This window comes from Roseateles sp. (genome assembly GCF_046300915.1).
In the GTDB taxonomy this organism is placed as follows: Bacteria; Pseudomonadota; Gammaproteobacteria; order Burkholderiales; family Burkholderiaceae_C; genus Kinneretia.
In genome coordinates this window covers 43,160-62,098 of sequence record NZ_JBKCLH010000192.1, presented here as the reverse complement: position 1 = coordinate 62,098, position 18,939 = coordinate 43,160, and the positions used below count along the sequence as shown (strand labels likewise).

The 18,939-nt window shown below is 69.4% G+C and carries 14 protein-coding genes and 1 CRISPR repeat array (1 of these 15 running past the window's edge); of the genes, 8 read left to right on the top strand and 6 right to left on the bottom strand.

The window, feature by feature from the left end; all coding sequences use genetic code 11:
- A partial coding sequence (gene glnE, locus ACK5F2_RS14825) for a bifunctional [glutamate--ammonia ligase]-adenylyl-L-tyrosine phosphorylase/[glutamate--ammonia-ligase] adenylyltransferase (RefSeq protein WP_409865918.1) occupies positions 1–2,631 on the bottom strand: 2,631 nt, incomplete at its 3' end.
- Positions 2,632–2,773: 142 nt separating this feature from the next.
- Here glnE and ACK5F2_RS14820 point away from each other — a divergent pair.
- The 6 genes from ACK5F2_RS14820 (at position 2,774) to ACK5F2_RS14795 (ending at position 10,839) form a co-directional block, all read left to right on the top strand.
- Entirely contained in the window at positions 2,774–6,868 is a 4,095-nt protein-coding gene (locus ACK5F2_RS14820; RefSeq protein ID WP_409865916.1) for a YhdP family protein, read from the top strand.
- A gap of 37 nt (positions 6,869–6,905) precedes the next feature.
- Complete coding sequence (locus ACK5F2_RS14815; RefSeq protein WP_409865914.1) at positions 6,906–7,709, top strand: carbon-nitrogen hydrolase family protein; 804 nt, start codon at positions 6,906–6,908, stop codon at positions 7,707–7,709.
- Entirely contained in the window at positions 7,706–8,257 is a 552-nt protein-coding gene (locus tag ACK5F2_RS14810) for a hypothetical protein (protein WP_409865912.1), read from the top strand. The genes ACK5F2_RS14815 and ACK5F2_RS14810 overlap by 4 nt, the downstream gene beginning before the upstream one ends.
- Before the next feature lie 102 nt (positions 8,258–8,359).
- Positions 8,360–9,367: a methionine ABC transporter ATP-binding protein gene (locus ACK5F2_RS14805; RefSeq protein ID WP_409865910.1), complete on the top strand. Its 1,008-nt coding sequence runs from the start codon at positions 8,360–8,362 to the stop codon at positions 9,365–9,367.
- Entirely contained in the window at positions 9,367–10,032 is a 666-nt protein-coding gene (locus tag ACK5F2_RS14800; RefSeq protein ID WP_409865907.1) for a methionine ABC transporter permease, read from the top strand. The genes ACK5F2_RS14805 and ACK5F2_RS14800 overlap by 1 nt, the downstream gene beginning before the upstream one ends.
- Positions 10,033–10,065: 33 nt before the next feature.
- Positions 10,066–10,839 carry a MetQ/NlpA family ABC transporter substrate-binding protein gene (locus ACK5F2_RS14795; RefSeq protein ID WP_409865906.1) on the top strand — a complete coding sequence of 258 codons (774 nt, stop codon included), beginning with the start codon at positions 10,066–10,068 and terminating at the stop codon, positions 10,837–10,839.
- Here the strand turns inward: ACK5F2_RS14795 and ACK5F2_RS14790 are convergent.
- Entirely contained in the window at positions 10,796–11,983 is a 1,188-nt protein-coding gene (locus ACK5F2_RS14790; RefSeq protein ID WP_409865902.1) for a diguanylate cyclase domain-containing protein, read from the bottom strand. The genes ACK5F2_RS14795 and ACK5F2_RS14790 overlap by 44 nt on opposite strands.
- Positions 11,980–13,125, bottom strand: coding sequence for a diguanylate cyclase (locus ACK5F2_RS14785; protein WP_409865900.1), 1,146 nt, complete (start codon positions 13,123–13,125; stop codon positions 11,980–11,982). The genes ACK5F2_RS14790 and ACK5F2_RS14785 overlap by 4 nt, the downstream gene beginning before the upstream one ends.
- A gap of 240 nt (positions 13,126–13,365) precedes the next feature.
- On the opposite strand from ACK5F2_RS14785, the gene ACK5F2_RS14780 reads away from it, so the two are divergent.
- Positions 13,366–14,616: a nucleoside recognition domain-containing protein gene (locus ACK5F2_RS14780; protein ID WP_409865898.1), complete on the top strand. Its 1,251-nt coding sequence runs from the start codon at positions 13,366–13,368 to the stop codon at positions 14,614–14,616.
- Between the two features lie 39 nt (positions 14,617–14,655).
- Here the strand turns inward: ACK5F2_RS14780 and ACK5F2_RS14775 are convergent, their stop codons facing one another.
- Together ACK5F2_RS14775 and ACK5F2_RS14770 are read right to left on the bottom strand one after the other, a co-directional pair.
- Positions 14,656–16,638 (bottom strand): bifunctional metallophosphatase/5'-nucleotidase, encoded by a 1,983-nt coding sequence (locus tag ACK5F2_RS14775; RefSeq protein ID WP_409865896.1) that lies wholly within the window; start codon positions 16,636–16,638, stop codon positions 14,656–14,658.
- A gap of 232 nt (positions 16,639–16,870) precedes the next feature.
- Positions 16,871–17,560, bottom strand: a complete 690-nt coding sequence (locus ACK5F2_RS14770; protein ID WP_409865894.1) for a hypothetical protein — start codon at positions 17,558–17,560, stop codon at positions 16,871–16,873.
- A 50-nt stretch (positions 17,561–17,610) separates the two neighbouring features.
- Between ACK5F2_RS14770 and cutA the strand changes: the two genes are divergently transcribed.
- Positions 17,611–18,000, top strand: coding sequence for a divalent-cation tolerance protein CutA (gene cutA / locus ACK5F2_RS14765; protein ID WP_409865891.1), 390 nt, complete (start codon positions 17,611–17,613; stop codon positions 17,998–18,000).
- On the opposite strand, the gene ACK5F2_RS14760 is transcribed toward cutA, so the two are convergent.
- Positions 17,985–18,509 (bottom strand): c-type cytochrome, encoded by a 525-nt coding sequence (locus ACK5F2_RS14760; protein WP_409865890.1) that lies wholly within the window; start codon positions 18,507–18,509, stop codon positions 17,985–17,987. The genes cutA and ACK5F2_RS14760 overlap by 16 nt on opposite strands.
- A gap of 78 nt (positions 18,510–18,587) precedes the next feature.
- A CRISPR array of direct repeats spans positions 18,588–18,939; the repeat unit is 37 nt; unit sequence GTTCCGGTCAGAGCGCATATCCCAGTGACCTAGACTG (it continues 81 nt past the right edge of the window).

Below are 18,939 nucleotides of genomic sequence, written 5' to 3'. Positions count from 1 at the left end.
CGCGCCGCAGCGGCCCGGCGCGCCGAGGGGCAGCCCAGGCGCGAGACGGGGCGCGGCGCACGTCCGGTGCGCGCGGGCGAGTTCGAGCTCAAGCACAGCCCCGGCGGCATGATGGATGCCGAGTTCGCCCTGCAGTACCTGGTGCTGACCCAGGCCGCCGGGGCTGTGCTTGAGATCGAACTCGCCCGCGCGCACCGGACGTGCGCCCCGCCCCTTGACGCGCATGGCCTGCACCTCGGCGCGCACGGCCGCGGCGTCGCGCGGCGCGGTCAGCACGGCGCGGCGCACGCCTTCGAAGCGTGCGGCCAGGGCGGGGTCGCCGGCGCAGAAGCGCGCCCGCGTGATGGCCTGGTGCTCCCAGGTCCAGGCGGTGTTGCTGCCGCGGCCGGTCTGGTAGTTCTCGAAGGACTGCAGCGAGGTGACCAGCAGGCCCGAGTTGCCATTGGGGCGCAGGGCGGTGTCGATGTCGAAGAGCTCGCCGGCCGCGGTGCGCAGGGTCAGCCAGGTGATGAGCTTGCGCACGAAGGCGGCGTAGATCTCGTGGGCGTTCTCATCGTCGTCGTCAAAGAGGAAGACCACGTCCAGGTCGCTGCCATAGCCCAGTTCCTTGCCGCCCAGCTTGCCGTAGGCCACCACGGCAAAGCGCGGTGCCGGCCGGTGGGCCTGCTTGAGGCGCGCCCAGGCCCAGTCGATGGCGCATTGCAGGGTGGCGTCGGCCAGGGCGGAGAGTTCGTCGGCCACCTGCTCCACGGTGATGCGGCCCTCCACATCGCGCACCAGGGTGCGGAAGACTTCCGCGTGATGGGCGCGGCGCAGGGTGTCGAGCAGGGCCTCCTCGTCGGCCTCGCCGCTGCGCTCCCAGGCCGCGTGGCGGGCGTGCAGATCGGCAATGAACTCCGTGCCCTCGAAGCGCTGGCTCAGCAGTCGGGTGTCGGCCAGTTCATCGATCACGCCGGGGTGCAGCATCAGATAGCGCATGGGCCAGCGGGCCAGGCCCAGCAGGCGCAGCAGGCGCGCCTGCACGGCGGGCCGTTCCACCAGCAGGGCCAGATAGCTCTCGCGGCGCAGCAGGGGTTCGATCCAGTCTACAAAGCGCAGAGCGCCCGCCAGCTCGCATTCCTGCTCCTGCACGGCCTGGGCGGCGCGGCCCACCAGCTTGGCCAGGCGCAAACGCGATTCCTCGCGCAGGGCCTGCACCCTGGGGCTCAGGGCCCAGCGCCGCACCGCCTCACCCAGCTCGGGCGGCAGCTTCTCCAGAAATTCCTCGGCATCCACGGGCAGGGCCGGTCCGCCGCAGTTGCCGCCCTTGCAGGCCCCGGGCTTGGGGGACTGGCCATCATGCAGCAGGGCATCGAATTCGGTGGCCACCAGCTCGCGCACTTCGCACAGCCGGTCCAGCAGCTCGCAGACCCCGGGCGCGCAGCCGCTGCGGCTGGAGCCTGGCTTGAGGTCCAGGCTGTGCGCGATCCAGGAGAGGTCGCGATCCTCGCAGGGCAGGCAATGCGTCTGCTGATCGTCCAGGTACTGGATGCGGTGCTCCACCCGGCGCAGGAATTCATAGGCCTGGATCAGCTGCTCGGCCATGTCCGGCTTCATCAGGCCGCGGGCGGCCAAGCGGCGCAGGGCCTTGACCGTGGAGCGGGTGCGGATCTCGGGGAACTGGCCGCCGCGCACCACCTGCAGCAGCTGCACGGTGAATTCGATCTCGCGGATGCCGCCGCGCGAGAGCTTCACATCATTGGCGCGCTCGGGCCGGCCGGCGGCGCGGCGACCGGCCTCGTCGCGGATCTTGCGGTGCAGCTGGCGCAGGCCCTCCAGCACGCCGTAGTCCAGATAGCGGCGGTAGACGAAGGGCGTCACCAGACTGCGCAGGGCCAGGGCGCGCTGCTTGGCGGCCGGGTCCAGCGGCGCCACCACCCGGCTCTTGAGCCAGGCAAAGCGCTCCCACTCGCGGCCCTGCACCAGAAAGTATTCCTCCAGCATGGCCAGGCTCACCACCGGCGGGCCGGAGTTGCCATTGGGGCGCAGGGCCAGGTCCACGCGGAAGACCTGACCGTCCTCGGTCACCTCGCCGATCAGGGCATAGAGGCGCCGTGCCACCAGGGCGAAGTACTCGTGGGCGGTAATGGGCTTGGCGCCGTCGGTCTGACCCTCGTCGTCGTAGACATAGATCAGGTCGATGTCCGAGGACACATTGAGTTCGCGCGCACCGAGCTTGCCCATGCCCACGACCCAGAAGTCGATCACCTCGCCCGCCGCATTGCGCGGCCGGCCGTTGATCTCGTCCTGGGCCTTGCGGGCCTCGGCGAGGGCCAGATCCAGGGTGGCCTCGGCCAGATGGGTCATGGCCAGGGTGATGTCGGCCATGGAGCAGCCCTGCTCGACGTCCAGCACCGCCAGGCGCTCCAGCACCAGCTGGCGTGCCACGCGCAAGGCGGCAGCGAGCACTCGGCCTCCCGCCTGCAGCTCAGCGACCAGGGCCTGGATGCCGGCCAGGTCCGGCAGGCCGGGCGGCAGCAGGGTCAGCTCTTGAGCGTAGCGGCGGCGTATTCGCTGCACAAAGCGGCTGTGCTCGGCCGAGGCTGCCGTGGCGGGTGGATGGGACTGCAAGGGATGCGGGGTCGAACTCATGTCAGGGGGCACGCTGTGCCAGAATCTCGGCCAACCTGGGAGTGCCGGGCTGCATCAAGACCGAGAACATCGAGGCAAGCGGCACCGGCGGTGATGCCATCTTCCCCTGTCGATCTCTGCTCCACGGCGCGCTCCCAATTTCATGTCGTTCACTGCAACTGTCACGGCCGCCTTCGATCATGCCGCCGGGCGAGCGACCAGGCGTGCGCTGCGGTGGCTGCTGCGCGGCATGCGCTGGGCGCTGGCCCTGCTCCTGCTGCTGTGGGGCCTGTTGCTGGCGGCCTGGCTGCTGTTGCACTGGGCGATTCTGCCCCACATCAATGATTGGCGCCCCGAGCTGGAACGCTTGGCCTCGCGCAGCCTGGGGCTTCAGGCCGAGATCGGCGAGATCGCGGTGCGCTCGGGCAGCTGGGTGCCGGCGGTGGAGCTGCGGGATGTGCGACTGCGCGATGCAAGCGGCCGCGAGGCCTTGCGACTGCCGCGGGTGGCGGCGGCCCTGTCGGCCCGCTCGATCTGGGCCCTGGAGTTGCGCTTCGAGCAGCTGCTGATCGATGCGCCCGAGCTGGAGGTGCGCCGCGATGCCCAGGGTCGGGTCTTTGTGGCGGGTCTGGCGCAGGACGGCAGCACCGGCAGCGGGGGCGAGGCCCTGGCCGACTGGTTCTTCTCCCAGCATGAGTTCGTGATCCAGCGCGGTCGGGTGCGCTGGCTGGACGAGAAGCGTGGCGCCGCCCCCCTGGAGCTGGTGGACCTGGACCTGGTGATGCGCAACGGCCTGCGCCGCCACGAGCTGCGCCTGGATGCCACGCCACCGGCCGACTGGGGGCAGCGCTTCAGCCTGCGCGGTCGCTTCAACCAGTCCCTGCTCAAGCGCCCGGGCGAACTGCGCTTCTGGAGCGGCCAGCTCTATGCCGATCTGCCGCGCGCCGATGTGCGCCAGCTGCGCCGCCATGTGGATCTGCCCTTCGAGCTCAGCGAGGGCGATGGCGCCCTGCGTGCCTGGGCCGAGATCAAGAACGGTCAGGTCCAGGGCCTGACCCTGGACATGGGCCTGCGTGCCGTGCGCCTGCGGCTGGGCGCCGAGATGGAGCCGCTGGCGCTGTCGCGCATCGAGGGCCGGCTGGCCTTGCAGAACACCAGCCAGGGGACGGTGCTCAGCGCCCGCCAGCTGGGCTTCGAGCTGGAGGACAGTGCGGATGGCGAGCTGGTCTGGCCGCGTTCCGACTGGTCCCTCAGCCTGCGGCGCGCCCCCGCCGGCCCCGAGGGCCTGCCCGGCGCGGTGCGGGCTGGTGAGCTCAGCGCGCAGCGCCTGGACCTGGCCCTGATGAACCGCATTGCCAGCCGCCTACCCCTGGGCGCGGCGCAGCGCCAGTGGCTGGCCGAGCTGGCTCCTGAGGGTCTGGTGAGCGAGCTCAAGGCCAGCTGGGAAGGGGCGCTGCAGAACCCGACGAGCTACCGTCTCAAGGCCGGCCTCAGCGATCTGCGCCTGGCGGCCCGCCCGGCGCCGGACCAGGCGATCGGGCGGCCCGGCTTCGCGGGCGCCAGCCTGCAGCTGGAGGCCAGCGAGCGTGGCGGCCAGGCCCGGCTGCAGATCCGGGACGGGCAGCTGGAGTTTCCGGGTGTGTTCGAGGAGCCGGTCCTGCCCATGCAGCGACTGTCCGCCCAGCTCAGCTGGCGCATCGAGCCCGCACCTGGGGGCAAGCCCCCGGCCATCGAGCTCAAGCTCACGGATGTGCGGCTGGCCAATGAGGATGTACGCGGCGAGCTGGAGGCGCTGTGGAAGACCGGCCCCGGTGGCGCCAGCGGGCTGGAGCGCGGGCGTGCCGGGCGCTTTCCGGGGCATCTGGAGCTCAAGGGGCGGCTGGACCGCGCCCTGGCCGCGCGTGTGGCCCGCTATCTGCCCCTGGGCGTGGGGCCGGTGGCACGCAGCTATGTGCGCGATGCCATCCGCAGCGGCGAGGCCCGCAACACCCAGTTCAAGCTGAGCGGCGATCTCTGGGACTTCCCCTACGACGTGGCGCAGCAGGGCCAGTTCCGCATCAGCACCCAGGCCCAGGACCTGAGCCTGGCCTATGTGCCGGGCGTGGCCGGGGCCGAGCCGGCCTGGCCGCCCATGGAGAAGCTGCAGGCCGAGCTGGTCTTTGAGCGCGGCAGCATGCGCATCCGCAATGCCCGCGCCCGCGTGCTGGGCTATGAGCTGCACAGCGTCAATGGCGGCATCAAGGACCTGATGCACGAGCAGGTGCTGGAGCTCGAAGGCCAGGGGCGCGGCCCGCTGCCCGAGCTGCTGCGCTATCTCAAGCTCTCGCCGGTGGGTGAGTGGATAGGCGGCGGCCTGCGCGAGGCCAGCGGCAGCGGCCCCGCCCAGCTGCGCCTGGGCCTGCGTATGCCCTTGAGCGAGACCGACAAGACCCAGGTCAAGGGTCAGGTCGTGCTGGGCGGCAATGAGCTGCGCATCCGTCCCGATGTGCCCCTGCTGGCCAATGCGCGGGCGCGCATCGACTTTGACCGGCGCAGCGTCAGCATCCAGGGCGGCCAGGCCCGCGTGCTGGGCGGCGAGGCCAGCTTCGAGGGCAGCACCCAGCGCGACGGCAGCCTGCGCATCAGCGGCCAGGGCCTGCTCACGGCCGAGGGCCTGCGGCGGGCCACGGAGCTGGGTCCGGTCTCGCGCCTGGCCCAGTCCCTGAGCGGGCAGACCAGCTACCGCCTGCAGCTGGGTCTGCGCGAGGGCGGCACCGAGCTGAGCCTGAGCAGCAGCCTGCAGGGCCTGGCCTCGGAGCTGCCCGCGCCCCTGGGCAAGACGGCCGAGTCCAGCCTGCCCCTGCGCTACCAGAACAGCCTGCTGCCTCAGGGGCGTGACGAGCTGAAGCTGGAGCTGGGCACGGCCTTCCAGGCCCTGTACCAGCGCGATCTGAGCGGGGCCAGCCCGCGCGTGCTGGCCGGGGCGCTGGCCCTGCAGGACCGGCTGCCGGCCCTGCCGGCCCAGGGCGTGGTGATGCAGGCCAGCCCGGCCCAGCTCGATCTGGATGCCTGGCAGCTCGTGGGGCAGCGCCTGCTGGGGGCGGGCAGCAGCGGGGCCGAGGCCCTGGAGGGCGGCTATGCGCCCAGCCAGATCGCGCTGCGGGCCCCGTCCCTGCGCGTGGCCGGCCGGCCTCTGAGCAAGGTGGTGGCGGGCATCAGCCGGGGCAGCGATCCCGGCATCTGGCGCGCCACCCTGGAAGCCGAGCAGCTGAGCGGCTATGTGGAGATGCGCCAGGCCCGCGGCAACCAGGCCCCGCGCATTCATGCGCGCCTGGCCCGCCTGTCCCTGCCCAAGAGCGAGGCCGAGGGCGTGAGCACCCTGCTCGAGCAGGGACCACCGGCGGCCAGCAGCCAGGCCCAGGTGCCGGCCCTGGACATCGTGGTGGAAGACTTCGAGCTGCGCGGCAAGCGCCTGGGCCGGCTGGAGGTGGAGGCGCAGGCCCAGGGGCCGCAGCGTGACTGGCGCCTGACCCGCCTGCAGCTGCGCCACCCCGATGCCGTGCTCAATGCCACGGGTCAATGGCTGCCCGAGCCGGGGCGCGGCCAGCGCCGCACCGTGCTGGACTGGAAGCTGGATGTGGCGGACGCGGGCAATCTGCTGGAGCGCCTGGGCCAGGGTCGCATCCTGCGTGGTGGCAAGGGCCAGGCCGCGGGCCAGCTCAGCTGGCAGGGATCGCCCCTGGCGCCGGACTATCCCAGCATGGCCGGCCAGCTCAATCTGGCCCTGGACGCCGGTCAGTTTCTGCAGGCCGAGCCGGGTGTGGGGCGGCTGCTGGGCATTCTGAGTCTGCAGTCCCTGCCGCGCCGCCTGGTGCTGGACTTCCGCGATGTGTTCAGCGAGGGCTTTGCCTTTGACGGTTTTGGCGGTGACATCAAGATTGCCCAGGGCGTGGCCAGCAGCCATAACCTGCGCATGAGCGGGGTGCAGGCCGTGGTGCTGATGGAGGGGCAGGCCGATCTGGCGCGCGAGACCCAGGACCTGCGGGTGCTGGTGGTGCCCGAGATCAATGCCGGCGGTGCGGCCCTGGCCTATGCCGCCATCAACCCCGCCGTGGGTCTGGGCACCTTTCTGGCCCAGCTGGTGCTGCGCAAGCCGATGATGGCGGCCAATACCCGCGAGTTCCGCGTCAGCGGCAGCTGGGACGACCCCAAGGTCGAGCGCGTGTCGCGCGCCAAGGCCGCGTCCGAATCTCCCGCCGCGGCCGCTTCCGCCCCCTAGCCATCCCCAAGCCCTTCCCTCAGCGAGGACCGTGCCCATGAAGCTTGCCGCGATCCAGATGGTGTCCAGCCCCGATGTGGCCCACAACCTGGCGCGGGCGCGCCACTGGCTGGAGCAGGCCGCCGCCCAGGGCGCGCAGCTGGCGGCCCTGCCGGAGTACTTCTGCCTGATGGGCCTGCGCGACGACGCCAAGCTGGCGATCGCCGAAGCCCTGGGCCAGGGCCCCATCCAGGAGATGCTCAGCACCGCCGCGCGCGAGCTGGGCCTGTGGATCATCGGCGGCACCCTGCCCCTGGCCACGCCCGACCCGGCCCGGGTGCGCAACAGCTGCCTGGTGTTTGCCCCGGATGGCAGCCGCGTGGCGCGCTACGACAAGCTGCACCTCTTCTGCTTTGACAACGGCCGCGAGCGCTATGACGAGGCCCGCGTGCTGGAGCCCGGCGAGGCCCCGGTGGTGGCCCAGGCCGCGGGCCTGCGCCTGGGGCTTTCGGTCTGCTACGACCTGCGATTCCCGGAGCTCTACCGCGCCATGGGCCAGGCCGCCCCCCTGGACCTGATCAGCGTGCCCGCCGCCTTTACCCACACCACGGGTCAGGCGCACTGGGAGCTGCTGCTGCGCGCACGTGCGGTCGAAAACATCGCCTATCTCATCGCACCGGCCCAGGGCGGGCTCCATGAAAATGGGCGCCGGACCTGGGGGCACAGCATGATCGTGGACCCCTGGGGCGAGGTGCTCGCCTGCCTGCCGGAGGGCGAGGGCCTGGCCATCGCCGAGCTGGACCTGGAGCGTCTGGCCCGGGTGCGCCAGCAGCTGCCGGCCCTGCAACACCGACGTCTATGAAGGTACAAGCATCCGTTCTGCCCTGGCTGGCATCCCTGGCGCTCTTGGGGGGCTGCGGCACGCCCAGCCAGTCGCTGCAGATGAGCGTGCCGGCGGGCACGGCCTTGCAGCTGCGCAGCTTCATGCCGGCAGCCCTGCGCGGCCAGGTGGCGCTGGAGGCGGTGGCGGGCGGTGCCGAGACCGGCCGCTTCTGGGGCTCCAAGGTCAGCAATCCGGCCCTGGGCCATGCCCTGGAGGACACGCTGCGTGCCGTGGGACTGTGGGCCGACAAGCCCGAGACCTCGCGCTACCAGCTCAAGGTTCAGCTGCTCAGCCTGGTGCAGCCCACGGTCTCGCTGGACACCACGGTGGGCGCCAATGTGCATTACAGCCTGGTGGAGCGGGCCAGCGGCGCCGTGCTCTACCAGCGCAGCGTGCGCGCCGCCTACAAGGCCGAATTCACCGAGGCCATGATCTCCCAGCCCGAGCGCATCAAGCGGGCCAATGAGGGCGCCATCCGCGCCACCCTGGAGATCATGCTGCGCGATCTGCCCGGCCTGACCCTGTAATTTGCTAATTACGAATCCGTTCTTCTGTTGATCTAGGGTTTTTACTAGCATTCGGGCCCTGTGTTCTTCGCAAGGCCCCGGTGTCCCGGGTTGGCAGTCCCGGTGATCTCTCTCGAACAAATCTACAAGTCCTATGCCCTGGGTGAGCGGCGCGTCACGGCGCTGCGCGGGGTTGATCTGCAGATCAACGCCGGCGAGGTCTTCGGCATCATCGGCGCCTCCGGCGCCGGCAAGAGCACCCTGCTGCGCCTGATCAATCTGCTGGAGCGGCCCGACAGCGGCCGCGTGCAGGTGGCCGGCGAGGATCTGCTGACCCTGGATGAGCCGGGCCTGCGTGCCGCGCGCCAGCGCATCGGCATGATCTTCCAGCACTTCAATCTGCTGAGTAGCAAGACCGTGGCCGAGAACGTGGCCTGGCCGCTGAAGATTGCCGGCCTGCTCTCGCCCGATCAGCGCGAGGCCCGCGTGGCCGCCCTGCTGCAGCGCGTGGGCCTGGCCGACCAGGCGCACAAGTACCCGGCCCAGCTCTCGGGCGGGCAGAAGCAGCGCGTGGGCATTGCCCGCGCCCTGGCCACCGAGCCGCGCGTGCTGCTCTGCGACGAGGCCACCAGCGCGCTGGACCCTGAGACCACCCGCTCCATCCTGGCCCTGCTGGCCGAGATCAACCGCGAGCTGGGCCTGACCATCGTGCTGATCACGCATGAGATGGAGGTCGTGCGCCGCGTCTGCGACCGCGTGGCCGTGCTGGATGGCGGCCTGATCGTGGAGCAGGGCCCGGTGGCCGAGGTCTTTCTGCACCCGCAGCACGCCACCACGCGGCGCTTTGTGCAGGAGGCCGAGCAGGTGGACGAGGGCCAGCTCAGCGATGACTACGCCCATGTGCCCGGCCGCATCCTGCAGCTCACCTTCCGCGGCGAGCGCACCTACGAGCCCCTGCTGGGCGAGGTGGCGCGGCGCTCGGGCCTGGACTTCGGCATCCTCTCGGGCCGCATCGACCGCATCAAGGACGAGCCCTATGGGCCGTTGGTGATCTCGGTGTCCGGCGGCAATCTGGAAGCCGCCACGGCCCTGCTGCAAGAGCGCGGCGTGCGCGTGGAGGTGCAACGCTGATGGACGCCCTGCTGAATGCCATCGACTGGGCCGAGATCGCCCTGGCTTCCTGGGACACCCTCTTGATGCTGGGCGGCTCCCTGCTCTTCACCGTGCTGCTGGGCCTGCCCCTGGGTGTGGCGCTGTTTCTGTTCGACCGCGGCCAGCTGCTGGCGGCGCCGCGCCTGTATGCGCTGCTGTCCCTGGTGGTGAACGTGCTGCGTTCCCTGCCCTTCGTGATCCTGCTGATCGTGCTGATCCCGTTCACCTTGCTTGTGGCGGGCACGTCCCTCGGCGTGGCGGGCGCCATTCCGCCCCTGGTGGTGGGGGCCACGCCCTTCTTCGCCCGCCTGGTGGAAGGCGCGCTGCGCGGCGTGGACCGCGGCATTGTCGAGGCGGGCCTGGCCATGGGGGCCAGCACGCGCCAGATCGTCTGGCAGGCCCTGCTGCCCGAGGCGCGGCCCGCGATTCTCTCGGCCGTCACCGTGACCGCCATCACCCTGGTGGGTTACACGGCCATGTCGGGCGTGATCGGCGGCGGCGGCCTGGGCGATCTGGCCATCCGCTTCGGCTATCAACGCTTCCAGACCGAGGTGATGGTGGTGACCGTGGCCCTGCTGCTGCTGCTGGTGCAGCTGCTGCAGATGCTGGGTGACTGGCTGGTGCGCCGCTACACCCGTCGTTGAATTTTTCCCGTAGTACCTAGAGGAGTCGTACCCATGAAGAAGATCGCAATCGCCCTGGCCGCCCTGGCCCTCAGCGGCCTGGCCGCCGCCCAGAAGCTCAGCGTGGCCGCCACGGCCGTGCCGCATGCCGAGATCCTGGAATTCGTGAAGCCGCAGCTGGCCAAGCAGGGCGTGGAGCTGGAGGTGAAGGTGTTCACCGACTACGTGCAGCCCAATGTGCAGGTGGCCGAGAAGCGCCTGGACGCCAACTTCTTCCAGCACAAGCCCTATCTGGAGCAGTTCAACAAGGGCAAGGGCGCGAGCCTAGTGGCCGTGACCGCCGTGCATGTGGAGCCCTTCGGCGCCTACTCCAGCAAGCACAAGGCGCTGAGCGAGCTGCCCAGCGGCGGCACCGTGGCCATCCCGAACGACCCCAGCAATGCCGGCCGCGCCCTGCTGCTGCTGGACCGCGCCGGGGTGATCAAGCTCAAGAGCACGGACAACATCCTGGCCACGCCGCGCGATATCGCCGAGAACCCCAAGAAGCTGAAGTTCCGCGAGATCGAGGCCGCCACCCTGCCGCGCATCCTGCCCCAGGTGGACCTGGCCCTGATCAACACCAACTACGCGCTGGAAGCCAAGCTCAACCCGGTGAAGAACGCCCTGGCCATCGAGGACGCCCGCTCGCCCTACGCCAACTGGCTGGTCGCCCGTCCCGACAACAAGGACAGCGAAGCCCTGAAGAAGCTGGCCGCCGCGCTCAACAGCGCCGAGGTCAAGAAGTTCATCGAGGGCAAGTACAGCGGCGCGGTGGTGCCGGCGTTCTGAGCACCCGGTCTCGACGCACCGACCCCGTCTGACCCCGACCTGCGTGTGCAGCGTTCAGCGCACCAGATCGCGGCCCAGGCGTTTGGCCTCGTAGAGCGCCGCATCGGCGCGGGCCAATACGGCGCTGCCGTCCGGGTCTGAGGGCTTCGGCGTGGCGCAGCCGGATGCGCTCAGCCACCAGGGCGGCACCGTGGATGTCCGTGTCGTGCAGCAAGAGGCAAAACTCCTCGCCGCCCAAGCGGCCGAATGCGTCGACCTCACGCAGCATCGGCCGGCATTGCTCCACCACGAAGCCGAGGGCGGCATCGCCGCTGGCGTGCCCCAGCCGGTCATTGAGTGCCTTGAAATGGTCCAGGTCCATCAGCACCAGGCTGTAGCGGACGCCGCGCCTGGACTGGGCATGCGCCAGGCGCAGCGCATCATCGAAAGCCCGACGGTTCAGCGTGCCGGTCAGAGGGTCCAGGCGGGTCAGTCGCTGCAGCGTCAGCACCAGCCGCAGAACCAGCAGGAAGGCCGCCTGGGTGTTGATCAGCAGCGCCATCAGAAAGCCCACCCACAGCCACAGCATATTGGCCTGGTCCTGACGCAGCAGGCTCAGCTGCTCGATGGGCAGCAGCAAGGCCGCCAGTGTGCGGCTGAGGAACATCAAGGCCAGCAGCACATAGGGCGAGACCAGCAGCCCGGAGAGCTGCCAGCTCAGCACGCGCCGCAGGCGCGGATAGGCAGCGATGACGATACCGGCGGTCATCGCCATCATGCCGCTGGTGCTTGCCGCCAGCCAGTATGTGCTGCTGGTGGGAATCAGCACCAGCATCAGCATGGTGAGCACCATCACGCACAAGGGTTTGCGCCAGGCAGCGGCCTCATTCGAGACCAGCGGCCCCGCCGCCCATAGCAGGCCGAAGCAGCTCAGCAGGAACAGCGAGGAGGTCTGGTAGGTCAGCACATTCGCCCAGCCCGGCTGGCCGCGCAGCACATACAGGCTCACGCCGATCAGTAGCAGCACATTGGCGGCCGCCATGGACCAGGCCGCGCCGGGCGCCATGCGCCGCGACTTGGCCAGCAGGCTCCAGGCCACGCTGGCGAACAGGCTCAAGCCGGCGATCAGCACCATCTGGGTCGGTGTGTGGCTGCCGATGTTCATGCCGGCTCCGTCAGCTCCGATCGGACGCAGTTGCGGCCAGCCTGCTTGGCCTGGTACAGCAGCCGGTCGGCCTGGCTGATCAGGGCCTGGCTGTCGCGGGCGTCGCCAGGGCCGGTGGCCGTCACGCCAAAGCTCGCGCTGATGGGCCAGTCCTGGTCTTTCCAGCGCAAGGGTCGCTCGACAAGCGCCTGGCGCAGGCGCTCCGCCAGCGCCACGGCTTCGGCCAGTCCGGTCTTGGGCAAGAGCAGGCCGAACTCTTCGCCGCCCAGCCGCACCACGGCATCACCGGCACGAAGCTGGCTGATCAACAGCGACGCAAGCTGCTGCAGAGCAGCATCACCGGCAGCATGGCCCAGCTGGTCGTTGATGCGCTTGAAATGGTCGATGTCCAGCGCGATCCAGGCGAAGCCTTCGCCACGGCGCCGGCGTGCCTGCATCTGACTGAGTTTGTCCTCCAGCGCGCGGCGGTTCAGTGCGCCGGTCAGCGCATCGTGCTGGCTCAGATGCAGGACGCGCAGCCACACACGGTGCACGGCCAGCATCATCAGGCTCAAGGTCAGCCACAGATGAACACCGGTCATCAGCAGGGCCAGCCAGGGTGAGTGCGCTTCGGTGGCCCAGGGCAGCGTGATGTCGGCCAGCAAGTCGGCGGCCAGCAGCAGCAGCGGCAGGGTCAGCGCCACGCGCACCCAGTCGGACAAGAGCTCGCTGGCGCTGGAGCGCCACAGCGCTGCGGCGGTGCCCATGCACACCAGCGCTGAAGCGGCGGCCAGGGTGGCGAGCGCCACGCGGGTGCCGCCGGCCGCCGCGAACAGCGCCAGCACCAGGCTGCAGGCCAGGCCGGCCCATAGGGCCGGCTTCGGCGGCGCCAGTTGGAGCAGCCGGGCCACCCCAAGCGCCATGGCCATCAGGCCGGCCAGATGCAGCACGCTGGGCGTCCACCGCGCCAGCTCGGCAGGCCAGGCCGTGCTGCAGCCCGGGCATTCCAGCGTCGGGATCATCAGCAGCTCGCCAATACACAGCCACAGGCTGGCGCGCGGTGCGATCCGGTAGAAGCTCCCCAGCAAGGCCCATACGATGGCCGCAAAGCCGTGCAGGACAGCGGTGCCTGTCCACAGGGTCAGCGGGTCGAGTTGGAGCATCTGAGTCGCTGCGCAATGGTCATGGGAGTGTGCCGCATATGCCCGGCTTCGTGGCGGCAAAGACGAGCTGCAGCCTGCTGCCCCTGCACAAGAGGCCTGTGACGGCCCGCGCCGCCACGGGCGTGGCATCACGCCCGGTTATGGCTGGTGCGCCAGCCGTGATGCCGGGCTAGGGGCGAGGCCCAGTTGGCGCGGCGTGAATGACCGGAATAATGGGCCCCCCGCAAAGAGTGTTGCCCCATGGTTCTCAACTACATCTGGATCGCCTTTTTCCTGATCGGCTTTGGCGTGGCCCTGGCGCGCCTGCTGCTGAACGGGGACATGGCCATCTTCACCCAGGTGCTCAGCGGCATCTTCGACACGGCCAAGACGGGCTTTGACATCTCGCTCGGTCTGGTGGGTGTGATGAGCCTGTGGCTGGGCATCATGAAGATCGGCGAGCACGCGGGCGTGATCCAGATCTTTGCGCGCCTGATGGCGCCCTTCTTTGCCAAGGTCTTTCCCGAGGTGCCCAAGGGTCACCCGGCCGGCGGCTCCATGGTGATGAACTTCAGCGCCAATATGCTGGGCCTGGACAATGCCGCCACGCCGCTGGGGCTCAAGGCCATGAAGGAGCTGCAGGAGCTCAACCCGCAGAAGGACACGGCCAGCAACGCCATGATCATGTTCCTGGTGCTGAACACCGCGGGCATCACCCTGATCCCCACCTCGGTGATCGCCATCCGCCAGGCCCTGGCGGTGGATCAGGGCCTGGTCGGCTTCAATGCGGCCGACATCTTCCTGCCCACCCTGATCGGCACCTTCATCTCCTTCATGGCGGGCCTGGTGGCGGTGGCGGTGTACCAGCGCATCAATCTCTTCAGCGCGCCGGTCGTGGCCTTCTTCGGCGGCTTCATCGCGCTGATGGCCGGCCTCTTCGGCTGGCTGCACCAGTACCCGCCCGAGGTGATGGCCAAGTACATCGGCCTGCTGGGCAGCCTGGTGATCCTGTCCATCATCGTGCTCTTCATCGCGGTGGGTGCCTGGCGCCGCATCAATGTGTACGAGAGCTTTGTCGAGGGCGCCAAGGAAGGCTTTGGCGTGGCCATCGGCATCATTCCCTATCTGGTGGCCATCCTGGTGGCGATCTCGGTGTTCCGCACCACGGGCTGCATGGACTATGTGGTGGGCGGCATCGCCTGGTGCGTGGCGGCGCTGGGCCTGCCCACCGACTTTGTGCCGGCCCTGCCGGTGGGCCTGATGAAGACGCTCTCGGGCAGCGGCGCGCGCGGCCTGATGGTGGATGTGATGAAGACCTATGGCGTGGACAGCTTCGAGGGCAAGCTGGCCGCCATCATCCAGGGCTCCACCGAGACCACCTTCTATGTGCTGGCGGTCTACTTCGGCAGCGTCAAGATCGCCAAGACCCGCTACGCCCTCACTTGTGGCCTGATCGCCGATGTGGTGGGCGTGGTCGGCGCGATCTGCGTGGGTTACTGGTTCTTCAAGTAAAGCGCGGGCTGCGGCGGCTGCCGCCGCAGCCCGCTCTCATCAGGCCGCTGCCGCAGCCGCTTGGTGGGCTGCGCGGCGACGGCGCTGCAGCCAGCCCAGCAAGCCCAGACCCAGGGCCATCATGCCGTAGGTGGCAGGCTCGGGGACTGGCGCCAGGGCCACATCCACCAGGCGGCCGGCGGCGTCCAAGGGGTTGGCCGTGCCATAGCGTTCCGCGGTGATCAGGCCTCCCAGGCCGCCCTGCTCGAGCGGGCTGCTGATGAAGCGTTCCAGCGCCTCCTGGTAGGTGATGGTGTCCACGGCGTTTTCGAACAAGACGCCCGCGGCGGCGAAGGGGTAGCCATCACCGCCAGCGGCCGTGAAGTCGATGGTGGAGAGCGAGAAGCGGCGCAGTCCGTTCACCACCACGCCGTTGTCGATCAGCACCGTGCCATCGTCCAGCGTCACCTTGAGCACCCGGCTGCCGGCGTTGCGCTGGGTGTCGTAGATCACTCGCAGGCCCGAAACCTGGGCAAAGCGGCCATTCACATCGCCTGCAGCCGAGGCCGTGGCGACCGAGTGCTCCAGGATCTGCTTGAGCTGGCCGGCGTCCACGCTGGGTGCCCGGCGGACCAGGTTGGTGAAGGGCAGCACATTGAAGGTGTCGCCCACAGTCACATCGCCGGCCGCGATACCGGCGCGTATGCCGCCGCCATTCTGGATGGCCACATCCGCCTTGCCCGCGAAGCGCATGGCATCCGCCACCAGATTGCCCAGATTGGTCTCGCTATTGCGCACGCCGGCCTCGAAGCTGCCCGGCACGCCCTTGCTGCCCCGCAGGCCGTTCAGGGCCACCTGGGAGCTGCCGATGCGGGTGGCATTGAGCACATCCACATAGCCCTTGACCGGATCGATCACGGACGTCTTGAGGAAGCTGTCGCCCTGCACCCGGTCGGCATCGGCGGCGTTGCCGCTCACGCGCAAGAGGCGCGAGCCCTCGATGGCGCGGATGGCACCCGTGCTGTCGTCCACCTCGATATTGAGTTCGCCCACATAGCGGTTGCCGAAAGAAGAAGTCACCACCGCCACATCACGGCCGGTGCGATCCTTGACCAGCTGGGGGTGGCCGGTGAGGGCGCGAGCGTCGCCCGGCAGCAGGCGGTCGTCGGCATCGGCCATCAACTCATGCCCGCCGCCGGATACCACCACATCCACGCCCTGCAGGCGCGGAATCACGATCTGGCGCTCGTTGTTCCAGTTCTGCAGATGGCTCATCAGCACCACCGTCTTGGCGCCAGCAGCGCGCGCGGCATCGACGTTCTGCTGCACCAGCTCGGTCATGCGGATCAGGTTCTGCTGTTCGCTCTGAAGCGGATCGTGGTTGAGCAGGGACACCGGGCCCGGCGAAGAGATGCGCGGCAGCAGGGGCGTGGTGGCGCCCACCAGCGCGATCTTGTGGCCTTGGCTGGTGCTGACCAGGGTGTAGGGCGCCACGCGCCCGGTGCTGGCCAGGCTGGCGAAGGCGGGCGTGGACTGGAAGTTCAGGTTGGACGACAGATAGGTCGTGCCCGAGACGGCGGCGAAGCGTGCGGCCGTGGCGGCGCCCTCGTCGAATTCATGGTTGCCGAACACCGCCGCATGGAAGCCGATGTGTCGCATGGCGATGGCATCGAAGAAGTCCTGGCCGCCATCAGCGTGGGCTGTGCCCAGCAGGGCCTTGCTGGCATTCCAGCGCGGGCCGGGCAGGAAGGCGTCACCGGCATTGAGCTTGAGCACGCTGCGCCCGGCTGCTTCGGCCTGTGCCTGGGCATTGGCCATCACCGAGGCCAGACGGTCCACGCCGCCGTAGAAGGAAATGGACTGGGAGGCGTTGTCGCGCAGATTGCCCTGGGCCGACAGCAGCCAGGACTCCTGGTCGCCGACATGCAGCAGGGTGAGCTTCTCGGCCTGCGCCGGCGCGAAGGCAATGAACAGCGCCAGGCTCAGGACACTCATGCCCAGGGGCCGGCGGGTGGCGAGGTTGGAGGTTTGCGTGGAGAACATGGTGCGAGAGCGCCTCGAGGAGAGAGTGGGGGAAGACCGGCCGCGCCATGCGCCAATACTTCCACCGCCTCCGCGCCCCGCGACCTGCCAGGGGCGAGGTGCCAGCAGTTCGCCGCGCCTTGCTCAGCCTTGAGCTTTCAGCTTAGGCAGCACCCGCAACCCCTGCGTGACAGGCTTGCTAGCCCATGCGGAGCAGTCCGGCCCATCCCAGCGCGAGGATTGAGCCCGTCACTCAGCCGCCCAGGCGGGCGCGGGCCAGTTCCAGGGGCCGGGTCTTGCCCGTAGCGTCCTGCAGGGCCTGGGCGGCCTGCAGGGCGGCTGCATGCAGGCTGGCCCGGTCGGCTGCGTCAGCCTCGCTGCCGAGCAGGGCGGCTGCCATGGCCTCGCCATAGCGCTGGGCCAGGATCTGCGCGGCCTCATCCAGCCCGGCCAGCATGGCGCCGGCTCGGGCGGCGGCCCCGCCCATGGGCAGGGCGCGGGCCGAAGCCTTGGCGTCGGCGCGGCCCATGTCCGCGCATTCCAGTTCGCAGCAATGGGTGATGGCATCGGCCACATGCTGCAGCACCGCCAGGTCATTGCAGTGCACCAGCAGCTTGAAGGCCCCGCTGGTCAGATAGTCGCCGGCCAGCACATTGCCCGCCGTGCCCAGCAGGGCGGCCGCGCCAGCGGTCTCGGGCGGGGCATCCACGCGCGCATGCAGGCGTTGCAAACCGATATGCACCAGGTCCAGGGCCGCGCCCACATGCAGGGTCGGGTCACCCTCATCAAGGCTGCAGGCGATCAGGGCGTGCACCGGCTCCTGCTGGGCCGAGAGCAGCGCTCCCAGGGCCAGTTGCACCGGCGCGGCCTGGCAGGGCAGGGAGGCCTGCACGGCGTGGCGCAGACGGTCTTGGATGGAGTCCTGGAACTGGGTCGTCATCATGGCCGCCCATTGTCCTTGATGCGGCACAGGCCGGCTCGCACAATGCGCACATGAGTGCCCCTATCCCGCCAGATGGTCCGCCAGATGGCTCGCCTGCACCGGCCCTGATCGCCGTTTTCACCACCCTGCCCGAGCGGGCCGCGGCCCAGGCCCTGGCGCGCCAGATGGTGGAGCGTGGGCTGGCGGCCTGCGCGCAAATCTCCGAGGTGGAGAGCTTCTACCGCTGGGACGGCCGTTTGCAGCAAGAGGGCGAATTCCGATTGCTGCTCAAGACCCGTGCCGAACTGTATGCAGCGCTGGAGCAGGCCCTGCGCGAGCTGCATCCCTACGAGCTGCCCGCCATCCATGCCCAGGCCCTGGGGCCGGTCTACGAGCCCTATGCCCGGTGGGTGGCGGCGCAAACCGCTCCAGCCGCTCCGGGCTTTCAGCGCGAGGGCTGACCCGGCCCCTGGGCGCCGCTGGAGCGCGCGCTGAGATAGGCGTAAAGGTCCGTGATGTGCGCCTGTACGCTGGGCTCGCCCTGCCAGGCCGGCATGCTCAGCGCGCCTTGCTGGCGCTGCATCACGCCCTCGATCTGCGCCTCGCTGCCGCGGACCTGGTCGGGCGGCAGGCCCCAGTCATAGCGGCTGAGCACCAGGCCCACAAAGCGGCGCTGGCCCATATCGCCCAGGCGCGGCAACAGATCGGGTGCCTGCGCGCTGCCGCGCGCGTCACTGCCATGGCAGCGCGCGCACTTGTCCTGAAACACCCGCCAGCCGCTGTACACCGAGGCCGAGGGCTGGGCCTCGCGCGTCTCGCGCGCCAACTGCTCGGCGGGCTTGCGGTTGGCCAGTTCCACCGCACCACTGCCGGCGCAGCCCGCCAGGCCCGTCAACAGGGCGGCGCCGCCGCCCAACAGGGCCAGGCCAGGAATCCGGGAACGCTTTCTGCCGATCGCGCGTGCATTCATCGCTGCCTCCTTGGGAGCCGGCCACCGCGAAGGCGCAGCGGCCTGAGTCGATTGTGCACCGGGGTCGGGTGTTGCACCGTTCCGGTCAGAGCGCATGTCCCAGTGACCTAGACTAGTCTTCTCAGTCTCTTGCGGGGCCGATTCGTTCCGGTCAGAGCGCATATCCCAGTGACCTAGACTGACAAGGTGAATGTGTGCCGAGTGATCCCGGTTCCGGTCAGAGCGCATATCCCAGTGACCTAGACTGCTGCATATAAAAAGGCAACGCAATTGCAGGTTCCGGTCAGAGCGCATATCCCAGTGACCTAGACTGCGTAGAGCTTTTGTGTCCAGCTCAATTGAGTTCCGGTCAGAGCGCATATCCCAGTGACCTAGACTGGCTGCGTACCGTGAGTTAACGGAACAACTGTTCCGGTCAGAGCGCATATCC

Excerpts from the sequence above, each read along its gene's own strand:
- ACK5F2_RS14820 (WP_409865916.1), top strand. The coding sequence starts at position 2,774 with ATGTCGTTCACTGCAACTGTCACGGCCGCCTTCGATCATGCCGCCGGG.
- ACK5F2_RS14815 (WP_409865914.1), top strand. The coding sequence starts at position 6,906 with ATGAAGCTTGCCGCGATCCAGATGGTGTCCAGCCCCGATGTGGCCCAC.
- ACK5F2_RS14810 (WP_409865912.1), top strand. The coding sequence starts at position 7,706 with ATGAAGGTACAAGCATCCGTTCTGCCCTGGCTGGCATCCCTGGCGCTC.
- ACK5F2_RS14800 (WP_409865907.1), top strand. The coding sequence starts at position 9,367 with ATGGACGCCCTGCTGAATGCCATCGACTGGGCCGAGATCGCCCTGGCT.
- ACK5F2_RS14795 (WP_409865906.1), top strand. The coding sequence starts at position 10,066 with ATGAAGAAGATCGCAATCGCCCTGGCCGCCCTGGCCCTCAGCGGCCTG.
- ACK5F2_RS14790 (WP_409865902.1), bottom strand. The coding sequence starts at position 11,983 with ATGAACATCGGCAGCCACACACCGACCCAGATGGTGCTGATCGCCGGC.
- ACK5F2_RS14785 (WP_409865900.1), bottom strand. The coding sequence starts at position 13,125 with ATGCTCCAACTCGACCCGCTGACCCTGTGGACAGGCACCGCTGTCCTG.
- ACK5F2_RS14780 (WP_409865898.1), top strand. The coding sequence starts at position 13,366 with ATGGTTCTCAACTACATCTGGATCGCCTTTTTCCTGATCGGCTTTGGC.
- ACK5F2_RS14775 (WP_409865896.1), bottom strand. The coding sequence starts at position 16,638 with ATGTTCTCCACGCAAACCTCCAACCTCGCCACCCGCCGGCCCCTGGGC.
- ACK5F2_RS14770 (WP_409865894.1), bottom strand. The coding sequence starts at position 17,560 with ATGATGACGACCCAGTTCCAGGACTCCATCCAAGACCGTCTGCGCCAC.
- cutA (WP_409865891.1), top strand. The coding sequence starts at position 17,611 with ATGAGTGCCCCTATCCCGCCAGATGGTCCGCCAGATGGCTCGCCTGCA.
- ACK5F2_RS14760 (WP_409865890.1), bottom strand. The coding sequence starts at position 18,509 with ATGAATGCACGCGCGATCGGCAGAAAGCGTTCCCGGATTCCTGGCCTG.